The sequence below is a fragment of the Capnocytophaga sp. oral taxon 412 str. F0487 genome, assembly GCF_000271925.1.
Taxonomy (GTDB): domain Bacteria; phylum Bacteroidota; class Bacteroidia; order Flavobacteriales; family Flavobacteriaceae; genus Capnocytophaga; species Capnocytophaga ochracea.
Map to the genome: position 1 here is coordinate 39,213 of NZ_AJZR01000059.1, position 20,480 is coordinate 59,692.

General features: G+C 39.6%; 17 protein-coding genes. 8 read left to right on the forward strand and 9 right to left on the reverse strand.

Translation table 11 applies throughout. The features are described from left to right. Window positions 1-59 precede the first annotated feature (59 nt). Together folK and HMPREF1321_RS10035 are read right to left on the reverse strand one after the other, a co-directional pair. A complete protein-coding gene (gene folK, locus HMPREF1321_RS10030) occupies window positions 60-1,187 on the reverse strand; it encodes a 2-amino-4-hydroxy-6-hydroxymethyldihydropteridine diphosphokinase (RefSeq protein ID WP_009422479.1) in 1,128 nt (375 codons plus the stop codon). Between the two features lie 89 nt (window positions 1,188-1,276). Beyond that, window positions 1,277-2,230: a phosphoribosylaminoimidazolesuccinocarboxamide synthase gene (locus tag HMPREF1321_RS10035; protein WP_009420666.1), complete on the reverse strand. Its 954-nt coding sequence runs from the start codon at window positions 2,228-2,230 to the stop codon at window positions 1,277-1,279. Window positions 2,231-2,470: 240 nt separating this feature from the next. Here HMPREF1321_RS10035 and HMPREF1321_RS12360 point away from each other — a divergent pair, with 240 nt between their 5' ends. After that, window positions 2,471-2,599 (forward strand): hypothetical protein, encoded by a 129-nt coding sequence (locus HMPREF1321_RS12360; protein ID WP_009422498.1) that lies wholly within the window; start codon window positions 2,471-2,473, stop codon window positions 2,597-2,599. A 192-nt stretch (window positions 2,600-2,791) separates the two neighbouring features. Here the strand turns inward: HMPREF1321_RS12360 and HMPREF1321_RS10040 are convergent, their stop codons facing one another. Both HMPREF1321_RS10040 and HMPREF1321_RS10045 read right to left on the reverse strand, forming a co-directional pair. Further along, entirely contained in the window at window positions 2,792-3,454 is a 663-nt protein-coding gene (locus tag HMPREF1321_RS10040) for a TrmH family RNA methyltransferase (protein WP_009422489.1), read from the reverse strand. After that, window positions 3,451-3,960: a GNAT family N-acetyltransferase gene (locus tag HMPREF1321_RS10045; RefSeq protein WP_009422474.1), complete on the reverse strand. Its 510-nt coding sequence runs from the start codon at window positions 3,958-3,960 to the stop codon at window positions 3,451-3,453. The genes HMPREF1321_RS10040 and HMPREF1321_RS10045 overlap by 4 nt, the downstream gene beginning before the upstream one ends. Window positions 3,961-4,059: 99 nt before the next feature. Here HMPREF1321_RS10045 and HMPREF1321_RS10050 point away from each other — a divergent pair, with 99 nt between their 5' ends. Then, on the forward strand, window positions 4,060-4,797 hold the full coding sequence (locus HMPREF1321_RS10050; protein ID WP_015782628.1) for an ABC transporter ATP-binding protein: 738 nt from the start codon (window positions 4,060-4,062) through the stop codon (window positions 4,795-4,797). Between the two features lie 48 nt (window positions 4,798-4,845). Here the strand turns inward: HMPREF1321_RS10050 and HMPREF1321_RS10055 are convergent, their stop codons facing one another. The 5 genes from HMPREF1321_RS10055 to HMPREF1321_RS10075 form a co-directional block, all read right to left on the reverse strand. Then, window positions 4,846-6,168, reverse strand: a complete 1,323-nt coding sequence (locus tag HMPREF1321_RS10055) for a leucine-rich repeat domain-containing protein (RefSeq protein ID WP_050977217.1) — start codon at window positions 6,166-6,168, stop codon at window positions 4,846-4,848. A gap of 99 nt (window positions 6,169-6,267) precedes the next feature. Further along, window positions 6,268-8,067 carry an AMP-dependent synthetase/ligase gene (locus HMPREF1321_RS10060; protein ID WP_009422470.1) on the reverse strand — a complete coding sequence of 600 codons (1,800 nt, stop codon included), beginning with the start codon at window positions 8,065-8,067 and terminating at the stop codon, window positions 6,268-6,270. 146 nt (window positions 8,068-8,213) lie between these two features. Further along, complete coding sequence (locus HMPREF1321_RS10065) at window positions 8,214-8,891, reverse strand: PAS domain-containing protein (RefSeq protein WP_009422493.1); 678 nt, start codon at window positions 8,889-8,891, stop codon at window positions 8,214-8,216. 45 nt (window positions 8,892-8,936) lie between these two features. Next, window positions 8,937-9,623, reverse strand: coding sequence for a PAS domain-containing protein (locus tag HMPREF1321_RS10070; protein ID WP_009422490.1), 687 nt, complete (start codon window positions 9,621-9,623; stop codon window positions 8,937-8,939). Between the two features lie 221 nt (window positions 9,624-9,844). Then, window positions 9,845-12,316, reverse strand: a complete 2,472-nt coding sequence (locus tag HMPREF1321_RS10075) for a DUF2339 domain-containing protein (protein WP_009422475.1) — start codon at window positions 12,314-12,316, stop codon at window positions 9,845-9,847. Between the two features lie 773 nt (window positions 12,317-13,089). On the opposite strand from HMPREF1321_RS10075, the gene HMPREF1321_RS10085 reads away from it, so the two are divergent. The 6 genes from HMPREF1321_RS10085 to HMPREF1321_RS10110 all read left to right on the forward strand — a co-directional run bounded on the left by HMPREF1321_RS10085 (window position 13,090) and on the right by HMPREF1321_RS10110 (window position 20,012). Next, window positions 13,090-13,953: an NDP-sugar synthase gene (locus tag HMPREF1321_RS10085; protein WP_009420678.1), complete on the forward strand. Its 864-nt coding sequence runs from the start codon at window positions 13,090-13,092 to the stop codon at window positions 13,951-13,953. Window positions 13,954-14,096: 143 nt separating this feature from the next. Further along, on the forward strand, window positions 14,097-15,140 hold the full coding sequence (locus HMPREF1321_RS10090) for a phosphotransferase enzyme family protein (protein ID WP_009422497.1): 1,044 nt from the start codon (window positions 14,097-14,099) through the stop codon (window positions 15,138-15,140). An 80-nt stretch (window positions 15,141-15,220) separates the two neighbouring features. Then, window positions 15,221-16,048, forward strand: coding sequence for an alpha/beta fold hydrolase (locus HMPREF1321_RS10095; RefSeq protein ID WP_002681997.1), 828 nt, complete (start codon window positions 15,221-15,223; stop codon window positions 16,046-16,048). A gap of 124 nt (window positions 16,049-16,172) precedes the next feature. Then, window positions 16,173-17,330 carry a galactokinase gene (locus HMPREF1321_RS10100; RefSeq protein ID WP_009411709.1) on the forward strand — a complete coding sequence of 386 codons (1,158 nt, stop codon included), beginning with the start codon at window positions 16,173-16,175 and terminating at the stop codon, window positions 17,328-17,330. A 12-nt stretch (window positions 17,331-17,342) separates the two neighbouring features. After that, window positions 17,343-18,410, forward strand: coding sequence for an aldose epimerase family protein (locus tag HMPREF1321_RS10105; protein ID WP_009422496.1), 1,068 nt, complete (start codon window positions 17,343-17,345; stop codon window positions 18,408-18,410). Between the two features lie 39 nt (window positions 18,411-18,449). After that, a complete protein-coding gene (locus tag HMPREF1321_RS10110) occupies window positions 18,450-20,012 on the forward strand; it encodes a UDP-glucose--hexose-1-phosphate uridylyltransferase (protein ID WP_009422471.1) in 1,563 nt (520 codons plus the stop codon). The last annotated feature ends 468 nt before the right edge of the window (window positions 20,013-20,480 follow it).

Below are 20,480 nucleotides of genomic sequence, written 5' to 3' on the forward strand. Positions count from 1 at the left end.
AAATAAAAGTTATTCAACTTTGCCAAAATTTAAAACTTTGACAAAGTGTATACTGAAAATTAATTCTCGCGTATCTTTTCTATAATATACTCGTAATGAGTGTAGTGTTTTACAAAATCGAGGTCGGTTACATCAATGATAAGAGAATTCATAGCGGTATTCTTCTGTATGAAATCTAAATAGCCATAGTGTATCTTTTTCAGATAATCGGGGGAGATGTTTTGTTCGTACTCCCTGCCACGCTTCTTGATGTTCTCAATAAGACGGTCGGTATTTTGATAGAGGAATACATACAAATCGGGTTTGATGATTTGGCTATAAAGAATGTAAAAAAGCTTACGGTACAACACAAATTCATCATCGGTAAGAGTTACCTTAGAAAAGATAAGTGATTTGAAGATATCATAATCGGAGACGACGAACTCCTTGAACAAGTCCATTTGTGCTAACTGTTCACACATTTGCTGGTAGCGTTCGGTAAGGAACGACATCTCCAACGTAAAACCGTATTGTTTAGGGTTCTCGTAGAATTTAGGCAAGAAAGGATTATCGGAAAACTGTTCTAAGATGAGCTTTGCATTGAAGTCTTCGGCTATTTTAGTCGCCAAAGTGGTCTTTCCAGAACCTATATTCCCCTCAATAGCAATGTACTTATAATTCAAGAAAGGTGATTTTTGTGCAGGAAACGACAGCTGGTCGGTAAGACGTTGCACGGGTGAAGTATCATCGGTAGTACGAAGGAGTTCGGCAATCGTTTTTTTGAGTACAGGGTGTACTTTGAGGTCGTCGATATTTGCTAAAGGTTTCAGCACAAACTTACGGCGATGCAAGAGAGGATGAGGCACGGTGAGCACTTCGGTATTAATAACTTTATCGTCGTAGAAAAGAATATCGAGGTCGATAGTGCGTGATTGGTAGCCTTTAGACTGAGGCATACGCTCTCGCCCGAGTTCTTGTTCTATTTGCAAGAGCTGTACTAATACTTCCTCAGGTGATAGAAAGGTACGACATAGCAAGCAGGTGTTCAGGAAAGCTTCCCCCGAAAAACCCCACGAGGGTGTTTCGTAAACAGGGGCTATATCGACAATAGTACCCACCCGCATCGCAATGCCTTCAATGGCTTGTTGCAGGTAGGCTTTACGATTTCCTAAGTTACTTCCTAATGATATGTAGACATCGTGGTTCAATTAACAATTGACAATTGACAATTAACAATTAACGAGCGCTATTCAACTTTGGTAAAGTATAGGGCGCAAAAGCGACCTTTTTTCATTGATTATTGATTCTGCAAAAATCGCATTATGTTGTCGTAGATGCGGTTCTCTATATCGGAAGTATCGGCGGGGAGGAATTTCTCGCCCATAATATTCTCGTAGAGCTCTATATAACGCTCAGAAACGGATTGTACATACTTATCAGTCATCGTAGGTACTTTTTGTCCTTTTTCACCTTGAAAGCCCTTCGAAATGAGCCACTGGCGTACGAACTCCTTGGAGAGCTGTATTTGGGGTTCACCGTTTTCTTGTCGTTCGTCATAGCCTTCTTTATAGAAATAACGAGAGGAATCGGGGGTGTGAATTTCGTCGATGAGCACTATTTCGCCATCGCGAGTTTTACCGAATTCGTATTTAGTATCTACTAAGATGAGTCCGTGTTTAGAGGCGATTTCAGTACCGCGAGCAAAGAGTGCGTAGGTGTATTTTTCCATCAATCGATAGTCTTCCTCGCTTACAATTCCTTTGCGAATGAGGTCTTCACGAGAAATATCTTCGTCGTGCAAGCCTTGTTCGGCTTTGGTAGCCGGAGTAATAATGGGGTGTTGTGGGAACATATCGAACTCTCGCAAGCCTTCTGGCAAGGGGACGCCCGATAGTTTGCGAACGCCATTTTTGTAGAGACGAGCCGAGTGTCCTGCAAGATAACCGCGAATGACCATTTCCACTTTTAGCGGTTCGCATACTTGACCAATAGAAACATTAGGGTCAGGAGAAGCAATAAGCCAATTAGGTACAATATCTTCGGTTTGTTGCAAGAAACTCACAGCCATTTGATTTAATATCTGACCTTTGTAAGGAATACCTTTGGGTAGAATGGTATCGAAAGCCGAAATACGGTCGGTAGCAATCATAATGAGGGTATCATCTTTAAGTTGATACACATCACGCACTTTCCCTCTGTAAACGGTTTTTTGTTTAGGGAATTTAAAGTTTGTTTTTGTTATAGTATTCATTTCTGTAAATGGTTAAAAATCTCTTCTCGGTGCAAAGGTACAAAATAATTACAAATTACGGATTACGAATTGTGAAAAAAATGAGTGAAGAAATTGTAATACCTTAAATACCAGAAATGCCAAATAAAGATTAGAAAATTAGCGAATTTGAAAATCAGAAAATGGGAAGTGTTGTTAATGGTTAATGGTTAATGGTGAAATTGGAGGAGGATTATACAAAGCTTATAGGATAATCGAACGATGAGTGGCTTTTCAGTGGGTCTACAGTGGCTCTACAGTGGCTCTACAGTGGCTCTACAACGAACAAAAGACGAAGGAATGATGAACAGAAAACGAACCTATGATGAAGGTAAGGCGAATCTAAGATAGAGATAAGAAGAAGGTTATTAGTTGGAATTCAACTTTGGCAATGTTTGAAACTTCGGCAAAGTTCATACAAAAGACGGTGCAAACCGCACGGGCAGTCGTAGCAGGGCAGGCAAGAAGGAAAAGAATGAACAAAGAAATGATGAAGATTTCTTGTAGTTAATGCGAAGATAGAAGGAAGTTTATTGAAGGTTTTTATTTTTGAGCGGTGAGTTCTTCGTAGCGTTTTAGCACATCTTTTACGTTGCGAATGGATTTCTTTGTCCAATTGATAAGAGTGCTGAGGCGTTCTTCATCGGTGAGTTGCCAAGCTACTTGGCTACGGCGGAGTTTATCAGTAAGCTGTTGCAGGACAATGGCTACCGCTACCGAGATATTCAAACTTTCGGTAAAACCTACCATTGGAATTTTTAAATATGTATCAGCTTGTGAGAGTACTTGCTGGGAAAGCCCTTCTTTTTCTGTACCAAAGAAGAAAGCACTCTTTTTACTAATATCGAAGTCGTTGAGGAAATAAGCGTCTTTGTGTGGGGTTGTCGCCACAATTTGGTAACCTTGGACACGGAGGGCATCGATACAACTTTGGGTGTCGTTATAGCGGAAGACGTCTACCCATTTTTGAGCACCCATTGCTATTTTGGCATCAAGGCGTTTGCCAAATCGTCCTTCTATGCTGTGTGCTTGTTGTACGCCAAAGACTTCGCAAGTGCGCACTACGGCACTGGTGTTATGCATTTGGAATACATCTTCCATCGCTACCGTAAAGTGATTGGTACGCGCGCTTATTACCTGTAAAAAACGTTCCTTGCGTTCTTCGGTAATAAAATGTTCTAAATAGGTGAGTAATTCTTGATTCATAGTTTTTTCTCAAAGGCTTTGCGGGGAGTACCTCTGAAAGTAACTTCACCGCAGTACTTATAGCCTAATTTTTCGAATAGGTGTAACATCGGGGCATTATCGAAATTAGTATCGGCTCGCAAAGAAGGAATGCCTTTATTGTGAGCTATTTCTTCTATCTTTTGAAGAAGAAACTTTGCTAAGCCACACCCCAAATAGTCAGGCGAAATTGCTACGCGATGAAATACCATAAAGTCGGCATTGGTAAGCCATTCGCCCTTGATAGCCTCATAAGCAGGTTCGTTGTTGATGAGGAGAGCAACATAGCCTAATATTTCGTTGTCTTCTGTGAGTACATAGCCATATTGATGGGCGATATCGTTAGCTATAACCTCTTCATTAGGGTAGCCGTCTTGCCACTGGTTACTGCCATCGGCTTTGCGACGCTCAATAGCAGCAGATAGGATTGCCCAAATAGCAAAAGTATCCTGAGGCATTGCTATTCTAAGCGTTACATTTTCGTTCATTGTGTTACTTGTTACCTATTAAAACCCTGCAAATGTACAAAAAACTTTGCTAATTGCAATATTTTGACTAACTTGCCCCGCTTTTTAGCTTTTGAGAATATGAGTACACCCCCCAATGCCATTGAGGTAACCCACCTCAGCAAACAATATAAAGAAGCCACTAGTCTTGCCTTGAACGATGTGACGTTTAAGGTGAGAAGAGGAGAAATTTATGGTATTTTAGGACCTAATGGAGCAGGAAAAACTACCCTGATGTCTATTCTTTTTGGGAGTATCAAACCTACGATGGGGAGTTTTTCTATTGTAGGACTTACTTATAAAGATACAAGCCTTAGGTATAAAATAGGGGTGGTTCCGCAAGAATACGCTTTGTATCCTACGCTTACCGCTCGCGAAAACTTGCATTATTTCGGTAGCCTGTATGGACTCAAAGGCAAACAACTAAAAGCACTCACTGACGAAGCCCTTGAACGAGTAGCCTTAGCCTCAGTTGCCAATAAGAAAATTGCTCATTTTTCGGGGGGAATGAAACGCCGTATCAACTTGGTGGCGGGTATATTGCACAGCCCTGAGGTGCTTTTCTTAGACGAACCTACGGTGGGGGTGGATGTGCAATCCAAAAATATTATTATCGATTATTTAAAGGAATTGAACAGAGGAGGAATGTCGATACTTTACACCTCCCATCATTTACAAGAGGCACAGGATTTTTGTGACCGTGTAGGTATTTTAAACGAAGGACAATTGCTAAAAGAAGACACACCTCAAAACCTTATTACCGAAGTGCAAGCATTTAATTTGGAAGAAGCGTTTATTCAGGTAACAGGTAAAAGATAAAAGGTAATAAAAAAAGCTACCGAATTGGTAGCTTTTTTTGTTTATATCTTATTTGATAAAATCTTTGTATTGAGGGTTTAATATTTTATATTCCTCTACTTTCCTGGAAGGGACATAAATGTTGCGCAACAGTGTTTGATTAAATGCCATAGTGCCTATACTAAAAGCATTAGGGTTACGTATGATTACGGTATGCAAATTATCACACTTTGCAAAGGCATTATTTACTATATTGTTTACTGTTTCAGGAAGTATAACACTTGTAAGTCTATTACAACCTGTGAAAGCTCTTGCTTCAATAGTAGTAACGCTTGAAGGAATATCTACATTTTGTAGATGAGTACAATTAGCAAAGGTTTGTGTTTTTATTTTTGTAATCTCTCTTCTTATATTCTCATTCGATACTTCTATACTTGTCAATTTAGTACATAGATAGAAAGCCTTAGCCCCTATATCTTTTACTTTATCCCCAATGACGAAAGTTCTCAACTGGTATGTGAGTTTATTTATTTCTGCGTTAAAAGCATTGTCAGCTATGATTTCTACATCTTTAAGCTTAGGGTCAGTGTTCATATCAATAAAAAGTGTTTTCTCATTTTTCCATTTTAGCAATATTTTTCCGTCAGTGCTAAGTTCATAGTCTGTGTCACTCATTTGTTGAGCGGTAAGAGAAATACCGGTAGAAGGCCAACCTATATTGGTTTTAGGTCCATAAAATATTTTAGCTTCAGTATCGATATAGTAATCACCTTCTACTCCTTGACTCACAGGTTTGCCTTGTCCTGAATATATTTTAGAGCCATCTTTACCGGGAAGTCCTTGTGCTCCTGTAGCACCCGTAGCACCAGTTTCTCCTTTGTCTCCTTGAGCTTTTATATGAGTATCTTGATTCCCTATAAACCAATTACCATTGTATCCTATATGAGGCGTAAGACCGTTTTGACCGTCTTGACCGTTGGTGCCATTAGTACCATCAGTACCCTTTTCTCCTTGGGCTTTAATATGAGTATTCGTTTCACCTATATACCAAAAGCCATTCTTTATTTGAGGTACAGGGGCATCTTTCCCGTCTTGACCGTTAGTACCATTCGCACCATCAGCTCCCGCATCACCTTTTAAGCCTTTTAAAGAAATAGGAGTTCCCCAGCCTTTTGCTGTTTTAGCTCCATAAAGATTGGCTGTAGATAGGTCGAGATAATAATCGCCTATCGTTCCTTGAGAAGCATCAGGCACGCCTATTCCTGAGAGGATTAAGTTGCCACGCTCACCGCGTTCTCCTTTAATTTCTACACGTTCTGTGTCGGTTTTGGTACATTGTACAAACACAAGACCAAGGCAACTTAATATTGCCATAAATAAGAATCTTTTCATACAAATTACTCTTCGATTAGCAGATAATATTAAAAATCGGGCGCAAAGGTACAAAATAAGAAAATACAACAATGCTTTTACGGATAGTCTCTAATATTTTTACCTGTACATCGCCTCTATTTCACGACTATAATTGGCATAAATCACTTTTCTTCTGAGTTTAAGCGAAGGAGTAATCTCATTACGCTCAATAGTGAAAGCCGAAGGCAGAAGCGTAAACTTCTTAATCTGCTCGTAGTCGGGTAGGTCTTTCTGAAATTTTTGTAGTTGCTTACCTATATACTCAATCACTTGGCTGTGCTTTATCATATCTGCCGTGTTTTTGCACTTAATATTGAGGTCTTTTAGTGCTTGTGAGAGCATCTCGTAATTAGGTACAATAAGGGCAGAAACAAATTTCTTACCATCAGCAATCACGGCTATTTGTTCTATAAGGTTATACTTCCCAACCTTGCCTTCAATCATCTGTGGAGCAATGTATTTGCCATTAGAGGTCTTCATCAGTTCTTTAATGCGTTCGGTGATAAAGAGATTATTATTACCGTCCAAATTACCCGCATCACCCGTGTGCAAATAACCATCAGGAGTAAAAGCTTTGGCGGTTTCTTCTGGGTTCTTGTAGTAACCCTTCATCACCATTCCTCCTTTTACCAATATCTCGTTCTCCTCTCCTATCCGCACTTGTACATTAGGCATCACATTCCCTACCGATTGTGGGTTGATACGATCGTCGCCCCAACAAGATATAGTAGCAGTCGTTTCGGTCATCCCATAACCTAATTTTAGGTTAATACCTATCGACTGAAAGAAACGTCCGATACTAGGTTCGAGGTTTGCCCCTCCACAAGGCATAAACTTAATGCGTCCACCAAGAGCCTCTTTCAGTTTCTTATACACCATTTTATCAAAAAGGTTATAAGCTTTCTGTAAGACAAACGACGGTTTCTTACCTTGCTCGCGTAATGTCAAAACTCGTTTACCAGTAGCTATTGCCAAGCGGAAGAGCTTACGCTTTACAAATGACGATGCGTCAGCTCGGTCGTGTACGGTGGCAAATATCTTTTCGTAAAAGCGCGGTACAGCACACATCAAGGTAGGACGCACCTCAGCAAGAGCTTCGCGCACTAAGTTAGTATCATCTAAGTAATAAACAGTAACTGCTTTGTAAAGGCAGAAGTACGTCCACGCGCGTTCAAATACGTGCGATAGTGGCAAGAAAGCCAATGACGTATCAGTGTTATCTACGGTAGATAAGCGCTCGGTATGTCCTACCATCTGGAAAGCTAAATTCTCATAAGTGAGCATTACTCCCTTGGGCTCACCCGTAGTACCCGAAGTGTAAATTATCGTAAAAAGGTCGTCTAAATTGCGTTCTGCAATGCGCTTGTCTAACTCTGTATCATACTGCGGACTATTACCGAGAGCCAAAAAGTCATTCCAGTGAATGGAATACTGTTTTTCAGTAAGAGGCACTTCGTTATCACATACCACAATCATTTGCAAAGTGGGGCACTGAGAGGCTACTTCAAGAGCTTTGTGGTATTGCTTTTCATCGCCCACAAACAGCACTTTCACCTCAGCGTGGTTCATCACGTAGAGGGCTTGTTTAGCGGTATTTGTAGTATATATGGGTACCGGAATGGCACGTATTTGCAGGCAAGCAAGGTCAGCAAGCGACCATTGTGGGGTGTTCTGTGCAAGAATCCCTACAGTTTCTTGGGGCTGGATACCCAATGAAAGCAGAGATTTAGATAAAAGGGTTGTGGTACTGCCTAAGGTCTCCCACGTAATACCTTTCCAATGAGAAGAAGCGTCTCTTCCCATCAAAGCGTCTTTCTGTGGGTATTGCTGTACATTATTGCGAAACAGCGATACAAAGTGATAGGCTGTTAAGTCCATTTCGTTATTGAATTAATTAGTCGGGGCAAAAGTATAAAATAATTTTCAATTCACAATCCACGCTCAATAAATAACAAATCCTATGCCACAAAAAAGAGGAATAGAGTCTACCTCTATTCCTCTCTTATCTCTCTCTAATATTTTTATTAGTTAAACAAACGCTCGAAGAAGTTCTTGCGCTTTTCATTCATTGAGTCATCTACTTGGTAAATATCGTCAGATACTGTCACGTTGTTATTATCAACACCCGATACAGTTTCAGCTGTAAATTTAGTTTGACCCTCTGACATAATACTTATCACAAAATCGATATAATCTTTTCCTTGCTTAGCCAAATAGTTTTTAAAGAAACGACTGCTCAATTCTACACCCCCTATTCTCTCCATTTTCAAAAGTGAATCATAGAAAGGTGCCAAATAGTCTTTAATCGCTGCTTCAGGCACCGATCTTCTTCTGCCAATGTAATGTGTAATATTACCCGATGCATCACGACGCATTTCAAAATCAGTAACCACCCAGTAGTATTCTCCTGTTTTAGCTAAGTTCTTAATCACACCCACAAAGTTATTTCCCGCCTTTAAGTTATCCCAAAGAAGCTTAAAAATAAGTTTTGGCATATCGGGGTGGCGTATCAAGTTATGAGGTTGTCCTATGAGTTCTTCAGCAGTGTAGTGTGATACCTCACAAAACACATCATTCACTTTGGTAATAGTACCAACCGCATCTGTTTCACTGATGAGTACTTTGGTCTTATCCCACTGTACTTCACGGTCAATAGGAGTGGGTCTTGCAATTGTAGGTACAGCACTTTTAAATTCTGACATATTATTTTAAATTTTTTAGTTAATCACATAAGTTGCTCTAGATAGTTATTGCACAAACAATCTACCAAAGAAACTCTTGCGTTTCTCGTTTTGAGCCTCATTCATAGTTACAATATCATCTGAAATCACTTGTGTAGTATCTACTGATGATACTTGATTTTCTTCGAAAGACACATTCTCTCTATTTTCATTCATTATATCTATAATGAAATCAATATAATCCTTGCCTTGTTTAGCTAAGTAGTTCTTGAAAAAACGGGTGCTAAGCTCCATTCCACCTATCTTCTCAAGCTTCAAAAGCGTATCATAAAACGGCGCTACATAGTTGTCTATTACTCCTTTGGGCACCGATCTACGGCGTGCAATGTAGTGTGTGATATTTCCATCCGCATCTCTACGCATTTCAAAATCGGTGATTACCCAATAATACTCCCCTGATTTTGCTAAGTTCTTAATCACCCCAATAAAGTTATTCCCCAATTTAAGGTTATCCCAAAGCAGTTTAAAAATCAGTTTAGGCATATCAGGGTGGCGAATGATACTATGTGGTTGCCCTACCATTTCCGCAGCACTATAGCCACAAACATTGCAAAACACATCGTTTACATTGGTAATACGACCATAAATATCAGTTTCACTAATCACTACCAACGATTTATTCCAGTTCACCTCCTTGTCAATAGGAGTAGGACGTTGTACAGTAAGCTTAATGTCTCTATAATCTCTAATCATTACAAAATTAAATTTTGGTTATTATGGCACAAAAGTAATGCTTTTATTTTAATTATATGTATTTTTTTATCAAAAAATTTTCCTTACAACAATTTTCGCCTTTTATTAGTTTGATTTACAGCTTACTATAATAAAACCAACTCCTCCATTCTCTCTCTTCTTATTTGGAAAAATAATACACATTTAGCATTTTTTCTCTCCCTTTTTAATCTTCCACCCTCTTATTTTTGCTCTCCCTCTATCTCTTTGGTATATTTGTTATAGAGGAATGATGCTACCAGTAGCAATACCCCAAGCAGTACAAACACTATGGTCTTATGAAGAGTGTCGAGGTGGGTAGTATCGTAAAAGAATAACTTCAACAGCGTAAAACCTACCAGTATAATACCCGATATTCGCTGGTATTTCTTCCTTTTAAAAATACCCAATACTACCAATAAAATAGCATAACCTCCCCATAAAATTGTAAGACCTAATTTATAATTAGCTACCGACTCATATATATCTGTCCAGTGCAGTAATTCACTGCTAGCAACCCACAAAATAACCAAATGCAACAACATTTCCAATACACGCCTTGCTCCTGTTTTAAATTCCAAAAACTTACTGAGGGCATAAATGCTATTGCCTAATGCCACCAGCGAGAGCAAACCCACATATCTAATATTTAAAAACCAAAGTGATAACTGCCCTCCTTCCTGCGCTTCTTCCATATAACGTTCACGCAACTCACTGAAATAGTAAAGCCCCAAGGTCATAAATATAGTCAGTAACAAAAAGTTTAAGCCTATTTGTAGTTCTGCCAACAATTTCTTTTTCAGGTACTTCACATTCAGAAAACTATAAGCCGAAATAAACAACACACTGTATATAATATGCCATACTCCTTTAAAAGTGTTCAGGTCTTGATATGCCTCATAATGGCTGTAAATTTCAGGGTCTTGATGTAAAGCCCTCATATCGCAAAACACGCTTATCTCTCTGTAAAAAGTGCAATACAAAATAAGTACCGAAAAAATATTGAACAAAAAGCTCAACACTTTATTAAGCGTCCCTGTCTCTTTGTATTTATCATTGATATAAGCCATTGCTCCTACCGCCACACTATAAAGTAACCCTGTAATAAAGAGCGAGTTAGCAAAAGGTGTGATATACGCACTCGCGTCTTCCATATCAAAGATACTATAAGAGCCTTTCCCCCAATCTATCAGCAAACTGAAAGTAGCCAAAATCACTACTGCGTATGAAATTCGCTCGTACACAGGCATTTTTTTAGTACGCCCAAACCCAAAGAGTAAGGCAGCTTCGGCTATCCAGAAAATAGTTATCCACGTTCCTTTAAACTGTATCGGGATTACCAAAGTAGCAAATGAGAGTGCCAACACCAAAACTAAGTATTTCAAAGCCTGAGAAGGCGTCTTTTTGAGGTGAAAATAATAACCCACCAAAAAGTGAAATACAGCGTTAAGCAATGTAAACATCGCCACAAAAGTCCGATTATTAGGATAATAATCCAATATAAGCCAAACACCCATCGCGTAGAACGACAAGCTACTAAACAAGAACAAAAGTACATCTACCGCTTCCAATTCCTGTACCCTGTGTATTTTCTGAGCTATAAAAGCAACATAGAAAGTGAGGAACGTTACCAAATTAAATACAAAGTAAGGTATAAAATCGTCGTACTGATAAGCCGATGCCCACGTCGAGAACAACAATAGCCAAGTGAGGAACAACGCCGAAATGTACAGTGAACGCCATTGCTTATAAAACGAAAGTATCAGCACACCTATATTAATAATTGCTGTATACGCAAATAGGATTTCTACCTGACCCGAGTTATTACTCAAAAGAAAAGGTACCGCATAGCCTCCCACAAGCCCTATAATAGCTATCACCACTTGGTTATAGCTCAACGAAGCAAGTACCGTAAAGGCTGTAAAGAGGAACATCAGCACAAAGGCAAGAGATTGTGGGAAATAACCAAAAACAGCATATGCAATAAAGGTGACGAAGTAAAAAATCGTCATTGCTCCACTCACCAAGATAGCACTAAAACTCTCATATTTTTTCTTGAGCATAGCTCCCGTTACAAAAAGCCCTATACCCATTAAGTAACCTAAAACCAAGCGCATTGCAGGGCTGATAAGGTTGTGCTGAATAGAGTATTTTACCCCTATAAACACCCCAATAATAATAATCACTATCCCTATCTTGCTAAACAAATTCTCACCGATAAATCGCTCCCAGTTAGTAGATTGCTTCGGCTCAAACGGATTTCTCACCTTCTTTTTAGGCGCAAACGGATTCGTTTTTGTTGTAAAAGTAATCGGAGGGGTCTCTTGTTTCGGTTGCGAAGTTTCTTGCACTGGTTCAGCAACCGCCGCAACGGGCGTTTGCTTCTCTACAACAGCTGCCGTCATCTCCTCAGCCACAGTATTAATTACGGTTTGTTCTTCAACAGGAGTTACCGTTTCCACAGGGGGAGTCTCTGTTACTGCCTCACGTGTACCCTCAGGCACTGCCGTTTCTGCGGGTACCGCCGAAGTTAATGCCGAAGAAGCACGCATTTGGGCTTTCAGTTCCCAAAGCGTTTGCTTTATCTGCTTCATCTCTTTAATGAAGTCGTACTGCCTGTCCACAGCACCATCTACCTGAGCCATTAAGGCTTCTAAATCTTTTTCTGATACCATAACTTATAAGTAAAAGCGAATGCTAATAAGCAATGAAAGCACAAAGGTAACAAAAAAAACTAATTTACCAAAATCACCCATATAATCCTTACAGCATTCACATTTAACCGATTCTCCTCCATTGAAAATATGCAAAAAGTTTTAAATAGGTATGATTGCGGATTGTCCCCCTTTGGAGGGGGAGCGGGGGAGGTAAGTTATAACACCCCTCCCCTAACCCAAACGCCCTTTACCCTAAATTACGAAAGCACACCCCTACACCTCAGCTTTCGTTTTAATATATCTTTAACACCTCCTAAATGCCTGTTTCTCAACGTTTAATACAGTCTTTGTATACCAATCGTCCAAGATTCGTATAAGCTTCCTATAAGCTTTCTATAAGCTAAGTACACTAAACCATACCTTCAATATCTTTCTAAACCTTTCTAAAATCCTTCCAAAAACTTTCGTTCCTCCTCAAATTTTCAACTCTTTCACTCCTCTTCCCGAGACTTTCAAAGTCCTCCCGAGATTCTCCGAAAAACTCCGGTGCGTCGCTTTTGCGCTACACACTTAGCCAAAGTTCAAACTTTGGCTAAGTTAATTGGTATTATTGGCATTTTTGGCATTATCAAAACTCTTATAAAAGAACAAGTAACGGAAAGCATTTTTAAATTCTTCGTAAAAATTTCGTTATATTTTTTTCCAGATTACAAAATTATCCCTATCTTTGCCGATGCAAAATAAGTACATTCACTTATCAAGACTTTTATTTATTAAGAAATTAACTTTATATGACAACATTAGTAATTTTAGCGGCAGGTTTAGGAAGTCGCTTTGGTTCAGACAAGCAGTTAGAAAATATTCACAATGGTAATGCTTTGTTTGATTACGGTATTTACGACGCACTACAAGCTGGTTTCGACAATGTAGTACTCATTATCCGTCGTGAAATCGACGATTTAGCACGCCAACACTTAGAAAATCGATTCAATAATGTGCCCATTACTTATGTATATCAAGACGATTTTAACCCAAAAGGCATCGAACGTAAAAAACCTTGGGGTACAGGGCACGCTATGCTTTGTGTAAAAGAGTTTGTAAAAAACCCATTCCTCATCATCAATGCCGATGATTACTATGGCAAAGAAGGCTTTAAATTGATGTACGAAGCACTCAATGCTGGTAAAGAAAAAACATTCTTCTCAGGAGGATATCTACTGAAAAACACCCTTAGTGAAAACGGAACTGTTTCACGCGGTATCTGCGAAGTAGACGCCAATCATCACCTACTCTCTATCAACGAAGCTACCAAACTGCGCAAAATTAACGAAACTACTGCCGTAGACGAAGCTACAGGCGCCGAGTATCCCCTAAGCACCTACGTATCTATGAACTTCTGGGGATTTACTCACGAAGTATTGGATATAGCCGACCGTTATTTCAAAGAATTTGTAGCCGAACATAAAGATGACCCTAAATCCGAATTTTATATCCCTATGGTAGTACAACACGCTATTAAGGATTACGGATATAAATTAGAAGTATTACCCAATCACGACAACTGGTTCGGTATGACCTATCACGAAGACCTCGCAATGGTACAAAACGAAATACAAAAACTCGTAGATAAAGGCGAGTACCCCGATAGGTTCTAATCATTTGAAGACTAAAAAGATAACAGCTTTCAACTTTGCCAAAGTTTGAAACTTTGGCAAAGTTCAATAATAAAATGTTTAACCCGTAAGAGATAATAAGTTTTTATTTTACTTCTTATCTCTTACCTCTTACCTAAATTAAAATGAAAGAAATAGCCAATCAATTTAACTTAAAAGGAACCCTCCTTTCTGTGGAACCTTATGGCAACGGACACATCAACCGTACGTATTTGGTAAAAACCACCGATACAAATTATATCCTTCAAGGGATTAACAGCAATGTGTTCAAAACCCCTAATAGCATCATCAAAAACATCGAACTGCTTTGGGAAACTGAACCTAACAATCACATCATTCTCCCGATGATGAAAGCTAAACAAGGAGGATACTCCGTAAATGCCGAGGGCATTGTATGGCGAGTATTCCCTTTTGCAGAAGGCTATACTTCTTATGAATTCATCGAAGCTCCTTGGCAAGCCGAAAAAGCTGCCACAGCCTTTGCAACTTTTATGAAAACCTTTGCCAATATCGATACCTCTCGATTGCAGGCTACCATTCCTAATTTCCATAACGGAGATTTACGCTTCCAACAACTCGAAGATGCTTACGCTCAGGCAACACCTGCACGCAAAGACAAAGCTGAAAAGCTATACGAATTTGCGCAAAAACACAAGGTAATTTTCGACCTTATCCAAAAAGAAGTAGACGAAAAGCGTATTCCTATACGCGTAACCCACAACGACACCAAAATCAATAACGTACTCATCAATAAATCCAATCCCGATGATTTTAGAGTAATCGACCTCGATACAGTGATGCAAGGTATCTTACTATACGATTTCGGCGATATGGTGCGCACTTCGGTAAGTCCTACCGAAGAAAACGAAGCCGATGAAAGCAAAATCGTTTTCAATACCGAGTTCTTCGAAGCGCTTTGTAAAGGTTATTCAGTAATGAACCCTGTGATGACTCCCTCAGAGAAAAAACATATCGTCGACGGAGCCAAATATATGATATTCATTATCGGTATCCGTTTCCTCGCCGATTATTTTAATAACGATGTGTACTTTAAAACCTCATATCCTGAGGAGAATTACATTCGTGCCCGCAACCAGTTCGTGCTCTTTCAGCGTTTGGAAGACAAAGAAAAAGAACTCAGAGCAATTGCTAAAAAGTACTTTAAATAGGTAATACAAACTTTTAGTTTGAAACTTTGCCAAAGTTGAAACCAAGCTAATTTTTAATTTAAAATCTATTTTTTTTTACTATGAGAAATGTTTTTATAACCTCCCTTTTACTTATTTTGCCACTATCTACGTTTGGACAATCTCCATTCTCAGTGAAAAAAGTAGGAGAAAAAGGAAGTCCTATTTTGTTTATTCCAGGACTTGGCTGCTCCAGCGATGTCTGGCAAGAGACTGTACCTGCTCTGATCACTAACCACACTTGCTACCTGCTTACCTTAGCGGGGTTTGGAGGAATTACCCCTGTAAAGAATCCAAGTTTAGACTATTGGACAGATGCCATTATCTCCTATATCAAAAAGGAGAACATCCAAAAACCTACGATTGTAGGGCATAGCTTAGGGGGCATCCTTGCTATGAAAATAGCTGCTAAAGCCTCTGACCTACTTGATAGAATAGTGATTGTAGATGCTTTGCCTTGCTTGCCTTTGCTTTCTGATCCTAATTTTAAGATAACACCTAACAAGGATTGTACTCCTATGATCAAGGAACTTACAGCAATGCCCAAAGAAGACTTTGAGCGTTCGCAAATGGCTTCAATGATGTACTATACAACAAAGGAAGCCAAGAAGCCTACCATCGTTCAGTGGAGTGTAGCCTCAGATAGGGAGACCCTCGCCAAACTTGTGTGTGAAATCTCTAATACAGACCTCAGAGAGGAAATAAAACAGATAAAAGTGCCTGCCTTAGTGCTCTTAGAGTCCGTATTTACTTCTTCAAAAGACAACATAAGAGATCAATATCAAAATTTATCTTTGAGAGACCTTAGATATGCCAATAAAGGGCTCCACTTTATTATGTATGATGACTTTGATTGGTATTTGACTCAGCTAAAATCCTTTATAAGATAAGAAATATATTGTCTCTACAAGAATCATATCTATTAGGAATTGTCTTTGACAGCACTCCCTTTTTCCATTATATTATTTAATTAAGTAATTTCTAAACAAAACTAATAACTAAAATTAAAACTATATGAAACACTTAGAACAAAAGTTTCAAGAAGTATTCGGTGCTCCTGCCGAAAAACAATTCTTCGCACCAGGACGTGTGAATCTCATCGGTGAACATACCGACTACAATGGCGGTAATGTGTTCCCTTGCGCTATCGACAAAGGTACTTACGGTCTCGTAAAAAAACGCAATGACCGCAAATTCCGTATGTATTCTGAAAACTTTGCCGACCTTGGCGTAATGGAGTTCACCCTCGACGAACTTACCAACGACAAAAAACACGATTGGGCTAACTACCCAAAGGGTGTGATTAAAATGTTCCTCGAAGCAGGGCAAAAAATCGACTCTGGTTTCGATATTCTCTTCTCTGGGAATATTCCTAATGGCGCAGGGCTTTCTTCTTCTGCTTCTATTGAGATGCTTACCGCTATTGTGCTAAAAGACCTCTTCCACCTCTCTATCGACTCTGTGGAAATGGCACAATTAGGCAAGAAAACTGAAAACCTATTCATTGGGGTAAACTCTGGTATTATGGACCAATTCGCGATAGCTATGGGTAAGAAAGACCACGCTATCCTGCTCGATTGCAACACCCTCAAATATGCCTATGTTCCTGTGGTACTTAAAGATGAGGTAATCGTGATTGCCAATACTAACAAACGTCGTGGTCTCGCCGATTCTAAATATAACGAACGCCGTGCCGAATGTGATGAAGCCTTAGCCGAATTGCAAACTAAATTGCCTATTAAAGCCTTAGGAGAACTCTCTATTGAACAATTTGAAGCCAACAAAGACCTCATCAAGAGTCCCGTTCGCCAAAAGAGAGCTAAACACGCAGTATATGAAAACCAACGCACTCTTAAAGCTCAAAAAGAGCTTTCAGCAGGTAATTTAGCTGAGTTTGGTAAGTTAATGAACCAATCGCACATTTCTTTGCGCGACGATTATGAGGTAACAGGCGTAGAACTCGATACTTTGGCTGCTCTTGCTTGGGAACAACCTGGGGTAGTAGGTTCACGTATGACGGGAGCTGGCTTTGGCGGTTGCACTGTAAGCATCGTGAAAAAAGACAAAGTAGACGACTTCATTAAAAACGTAGGCGAGGCTTACAAAAACAAAATAGGTTATGCTGCCGATTTCTATATCGCTTCTGTAAGCGACGGCGCTAAAAAACTATAAACAAGACAAAGTATGATAACCATCAACAAAAGCCTGTTCGGTACTCACAACGGACAGGCTGTCTATCAATATACCTTACAGAACGCAAATGGCTTTCGCGTGTCTGTTTTGAACTTAGGCGGTACTATTACCGAAATAGCTGTAAAAGATAAGCACAACGTACTGAAAAACGTAGTGTTAGGCTATGCGCATTTAGAAGATTACATAGGTAATGGCGCCTACAATGGAGCTACCATAGGGCGCACTTCAGGACGTATTCACAACGCTGCTTTCACTATCGACGGGAAAACCTATCACCTATTTAAAAACAATGGTGAAAACTCATTGCACGGCGGTAAAGAAGGTTTTAGCAGTAAACTCTTTGAAGTAAAAGAGCTCGCTAATGGTTTAGAAATGCACTACACAAGTCCTGATGGTGAAGAAGGCTACCCTGCAAAGGTAGATTTCAAAGTGATTTACACCATCACTGATGACAACAGCCTGCACATTGCTTACGAAGCTGTTGCCGATGCCAAAACCTACCTTAATATCACCAACCACAGTTATTTCAATCTTTCAGGTGATATGGAAATGAATGGCGATACCCAAGTACTACAAATCGCTGCTGATAATATTTGTGAATTGGCAGAAGGATTGATACCTACGGGTGATTACATAGCTGTAAAAGGTACTACTTTCGACCTCCGTAAAGGTAAAGTTATCGCTGAGGGTATTGCGAAAGGGCACCCTCAATTCAAAATCACTCGTGCCTACGACCACCCCTTTGTGCTCAACCACAGCGGACTCAATGGTGCTCCTCAGTTGGTATTACATTCTCCTGAGAGTGGTATTACTATGGAAGCCTATACTACCCAGCGTGTGGCTGTGATTTACACTGGTAACTTTTTAGATGATGTTCCTGTATTCGATAAGGTATGTACTGCCAAAGAAAAACCATCAAAAAACCCACGATTTGTAGGTGTAGCTATTGAGATGCAAGATTTCCCCGATGGTATCAATCAGCCGAAGTTTGGGGTAAAACCCTTAGAAAAAAGGGAAGTGTACAAGCAAGAAACCGTTTATAAGTTTCTTATTAAATAACGAATAGTCTTGTTAATTATTAATTGATAATTATTAATCGTGAAAGTTTACATTGAAGTAGAAAAGCTCATCAGTTATGCGGTACTTCATAACTTGGTGAAGGAAGACGACCGTATTCTTGTTACCAATGCTGTTTTGGAAAGTATTGGTTGCGATAGTTATACCGAGTTTACAAAAGAAGAGCAAGCTCAAATCGCTAAAGAGGTAGCCCAGATAACTTATCCTACGGAAGTACTCGACCGCTTAGTGCAGTGGGCAGCTGAGAACGGCACCCTCACTACCGATACGCTTACTTTCCGCGACCTACTGAACTCTAAGATTATGGGACAGGTATTACCTCGTACTTCTGTGATTCGCAAAGACTTTTGGCATACTTACCAAAGGAGCAAAGAACAGGCAACCCAACAGTTTTATGAGCTCAACAAGCAAAGCAACTACATACGCACCGATAGAATTGCTAAGAACATTCTGTGGGAACACAATAGCCCTTATGGCAATTTAGAAATTACTATCAACCTTTCTAAGCCAGAGAAAGACCCTCGTGATATTGCTGCCCAAAAAGATGTGGTAGCAACTAACTACCCAAAATGTCTGCTCTGTAAAGAGAACGAAGGCTATATGGGGCGCGTAAATCACGCTGGTAGGCAAAACTTGCGCACGATTAAGCTGGATTTAGCTAATGAGGAATGGTTTTTCCAATACTCTCCCTATATCTATTACAACGAGCATTGTATCGTCTTTTCGAGTGAGCATCGCCCAATGAAGATTGACAAGGCTTGCTTTGAGCACGTATTGGGCTTCGTAGAGCAATTCCCTCATTACTTCCTCAGCTCTAATGCCGATTTACCTATTGTGGGAGGCTCTATCCTCTCACACGACCACTTTCAAGGCGGACGACACATTTTCCCTATGGAAAAAGCTACCATAAAAGAACGTGTGAGCTTTAAAGGGTTTGAAGATGTGGAAGCAGGTATCGTAAATTGGCCTATGAGCGTATTGCGATTGCGCGGTGAGAAAGACCGCCTCATCGCCTTAGCTGATGTAATTTTGCAATCGTGGATAAATTACAGCGATGAATCATTAGGCATCTACTCGCATACTGAGGGTGTACGTCACAATACGGTAAACCCTGTGGCTCGTTTTAAAAACGGCAAATATGAACTTGATTTGGCTTTGCGCAACAACCGTACGGATACTGAGCACCCTATGGGTATCTTTCACCCTTACGAACATCTTCACAATATCAAAAAAGAGAACATTGGGATTATTGAGGTGATGGGCTTAGCGATTTTACCTGGTAGGTTAAAGACTGAAATGGCGAGTATTAAAACCTTGCTTAGTGAAGCTATTACAGCTGGTAACGCTTTCAGCACTGTATATACCAAAATGAACACCGACTCTGCTTTGCAAAAACACACTCAGTGGTTAGAACGTTACGTGAGCTCCTCCCCTACTCCACTTTCTATAAAGAACTTAGATAACTTTATTAATAGAAGTATAGGCGATACTTTCTGTGAGGTATTGGAGAATTGTGGCGTGTTTAAACATACTCCAAAAGGAGAAGAAGGGTTTAGGAGATTTGTTGCTCAGGCTCAAGTTTAGGTAAAAGGTAAAAGATAAAAGGTAAAAGATAAAAGGTAAAAAAATAAAGTATATTCAAGGGACGTTTTATAAACGTCCCTTTTTTAATAAGAAAGACAATAATACCAGAAATACCGATAATGCCAGAAATAATCAACTTTGGCAAAGGTGTGAGCCACACAGGCAGTCGTAGTACGATGGGCTATTAACTTTGCCAAAGTTTGAGATAAAAAAGCGATGTATTGAGGACTGTTAGGAGGATTCGGAAGGAAACGGAATTTTTCAGAAGAGAGCTGAGAGGGATTTTGGTGAAAAAAGGCTATAAGAAGGGTATGGTTAGCTTATAGAGAGCTTATAGGAAGCTTATACGAATCTTGGACGATTGGTATAGAAAGGGTGTATAAGTAGTTGACTCATAGTATAATATAGCGATACAAAAAATGGTGAAAACAGGGTTTCGAGGCGAAAGAAAAAGAATCCTCACCCCGT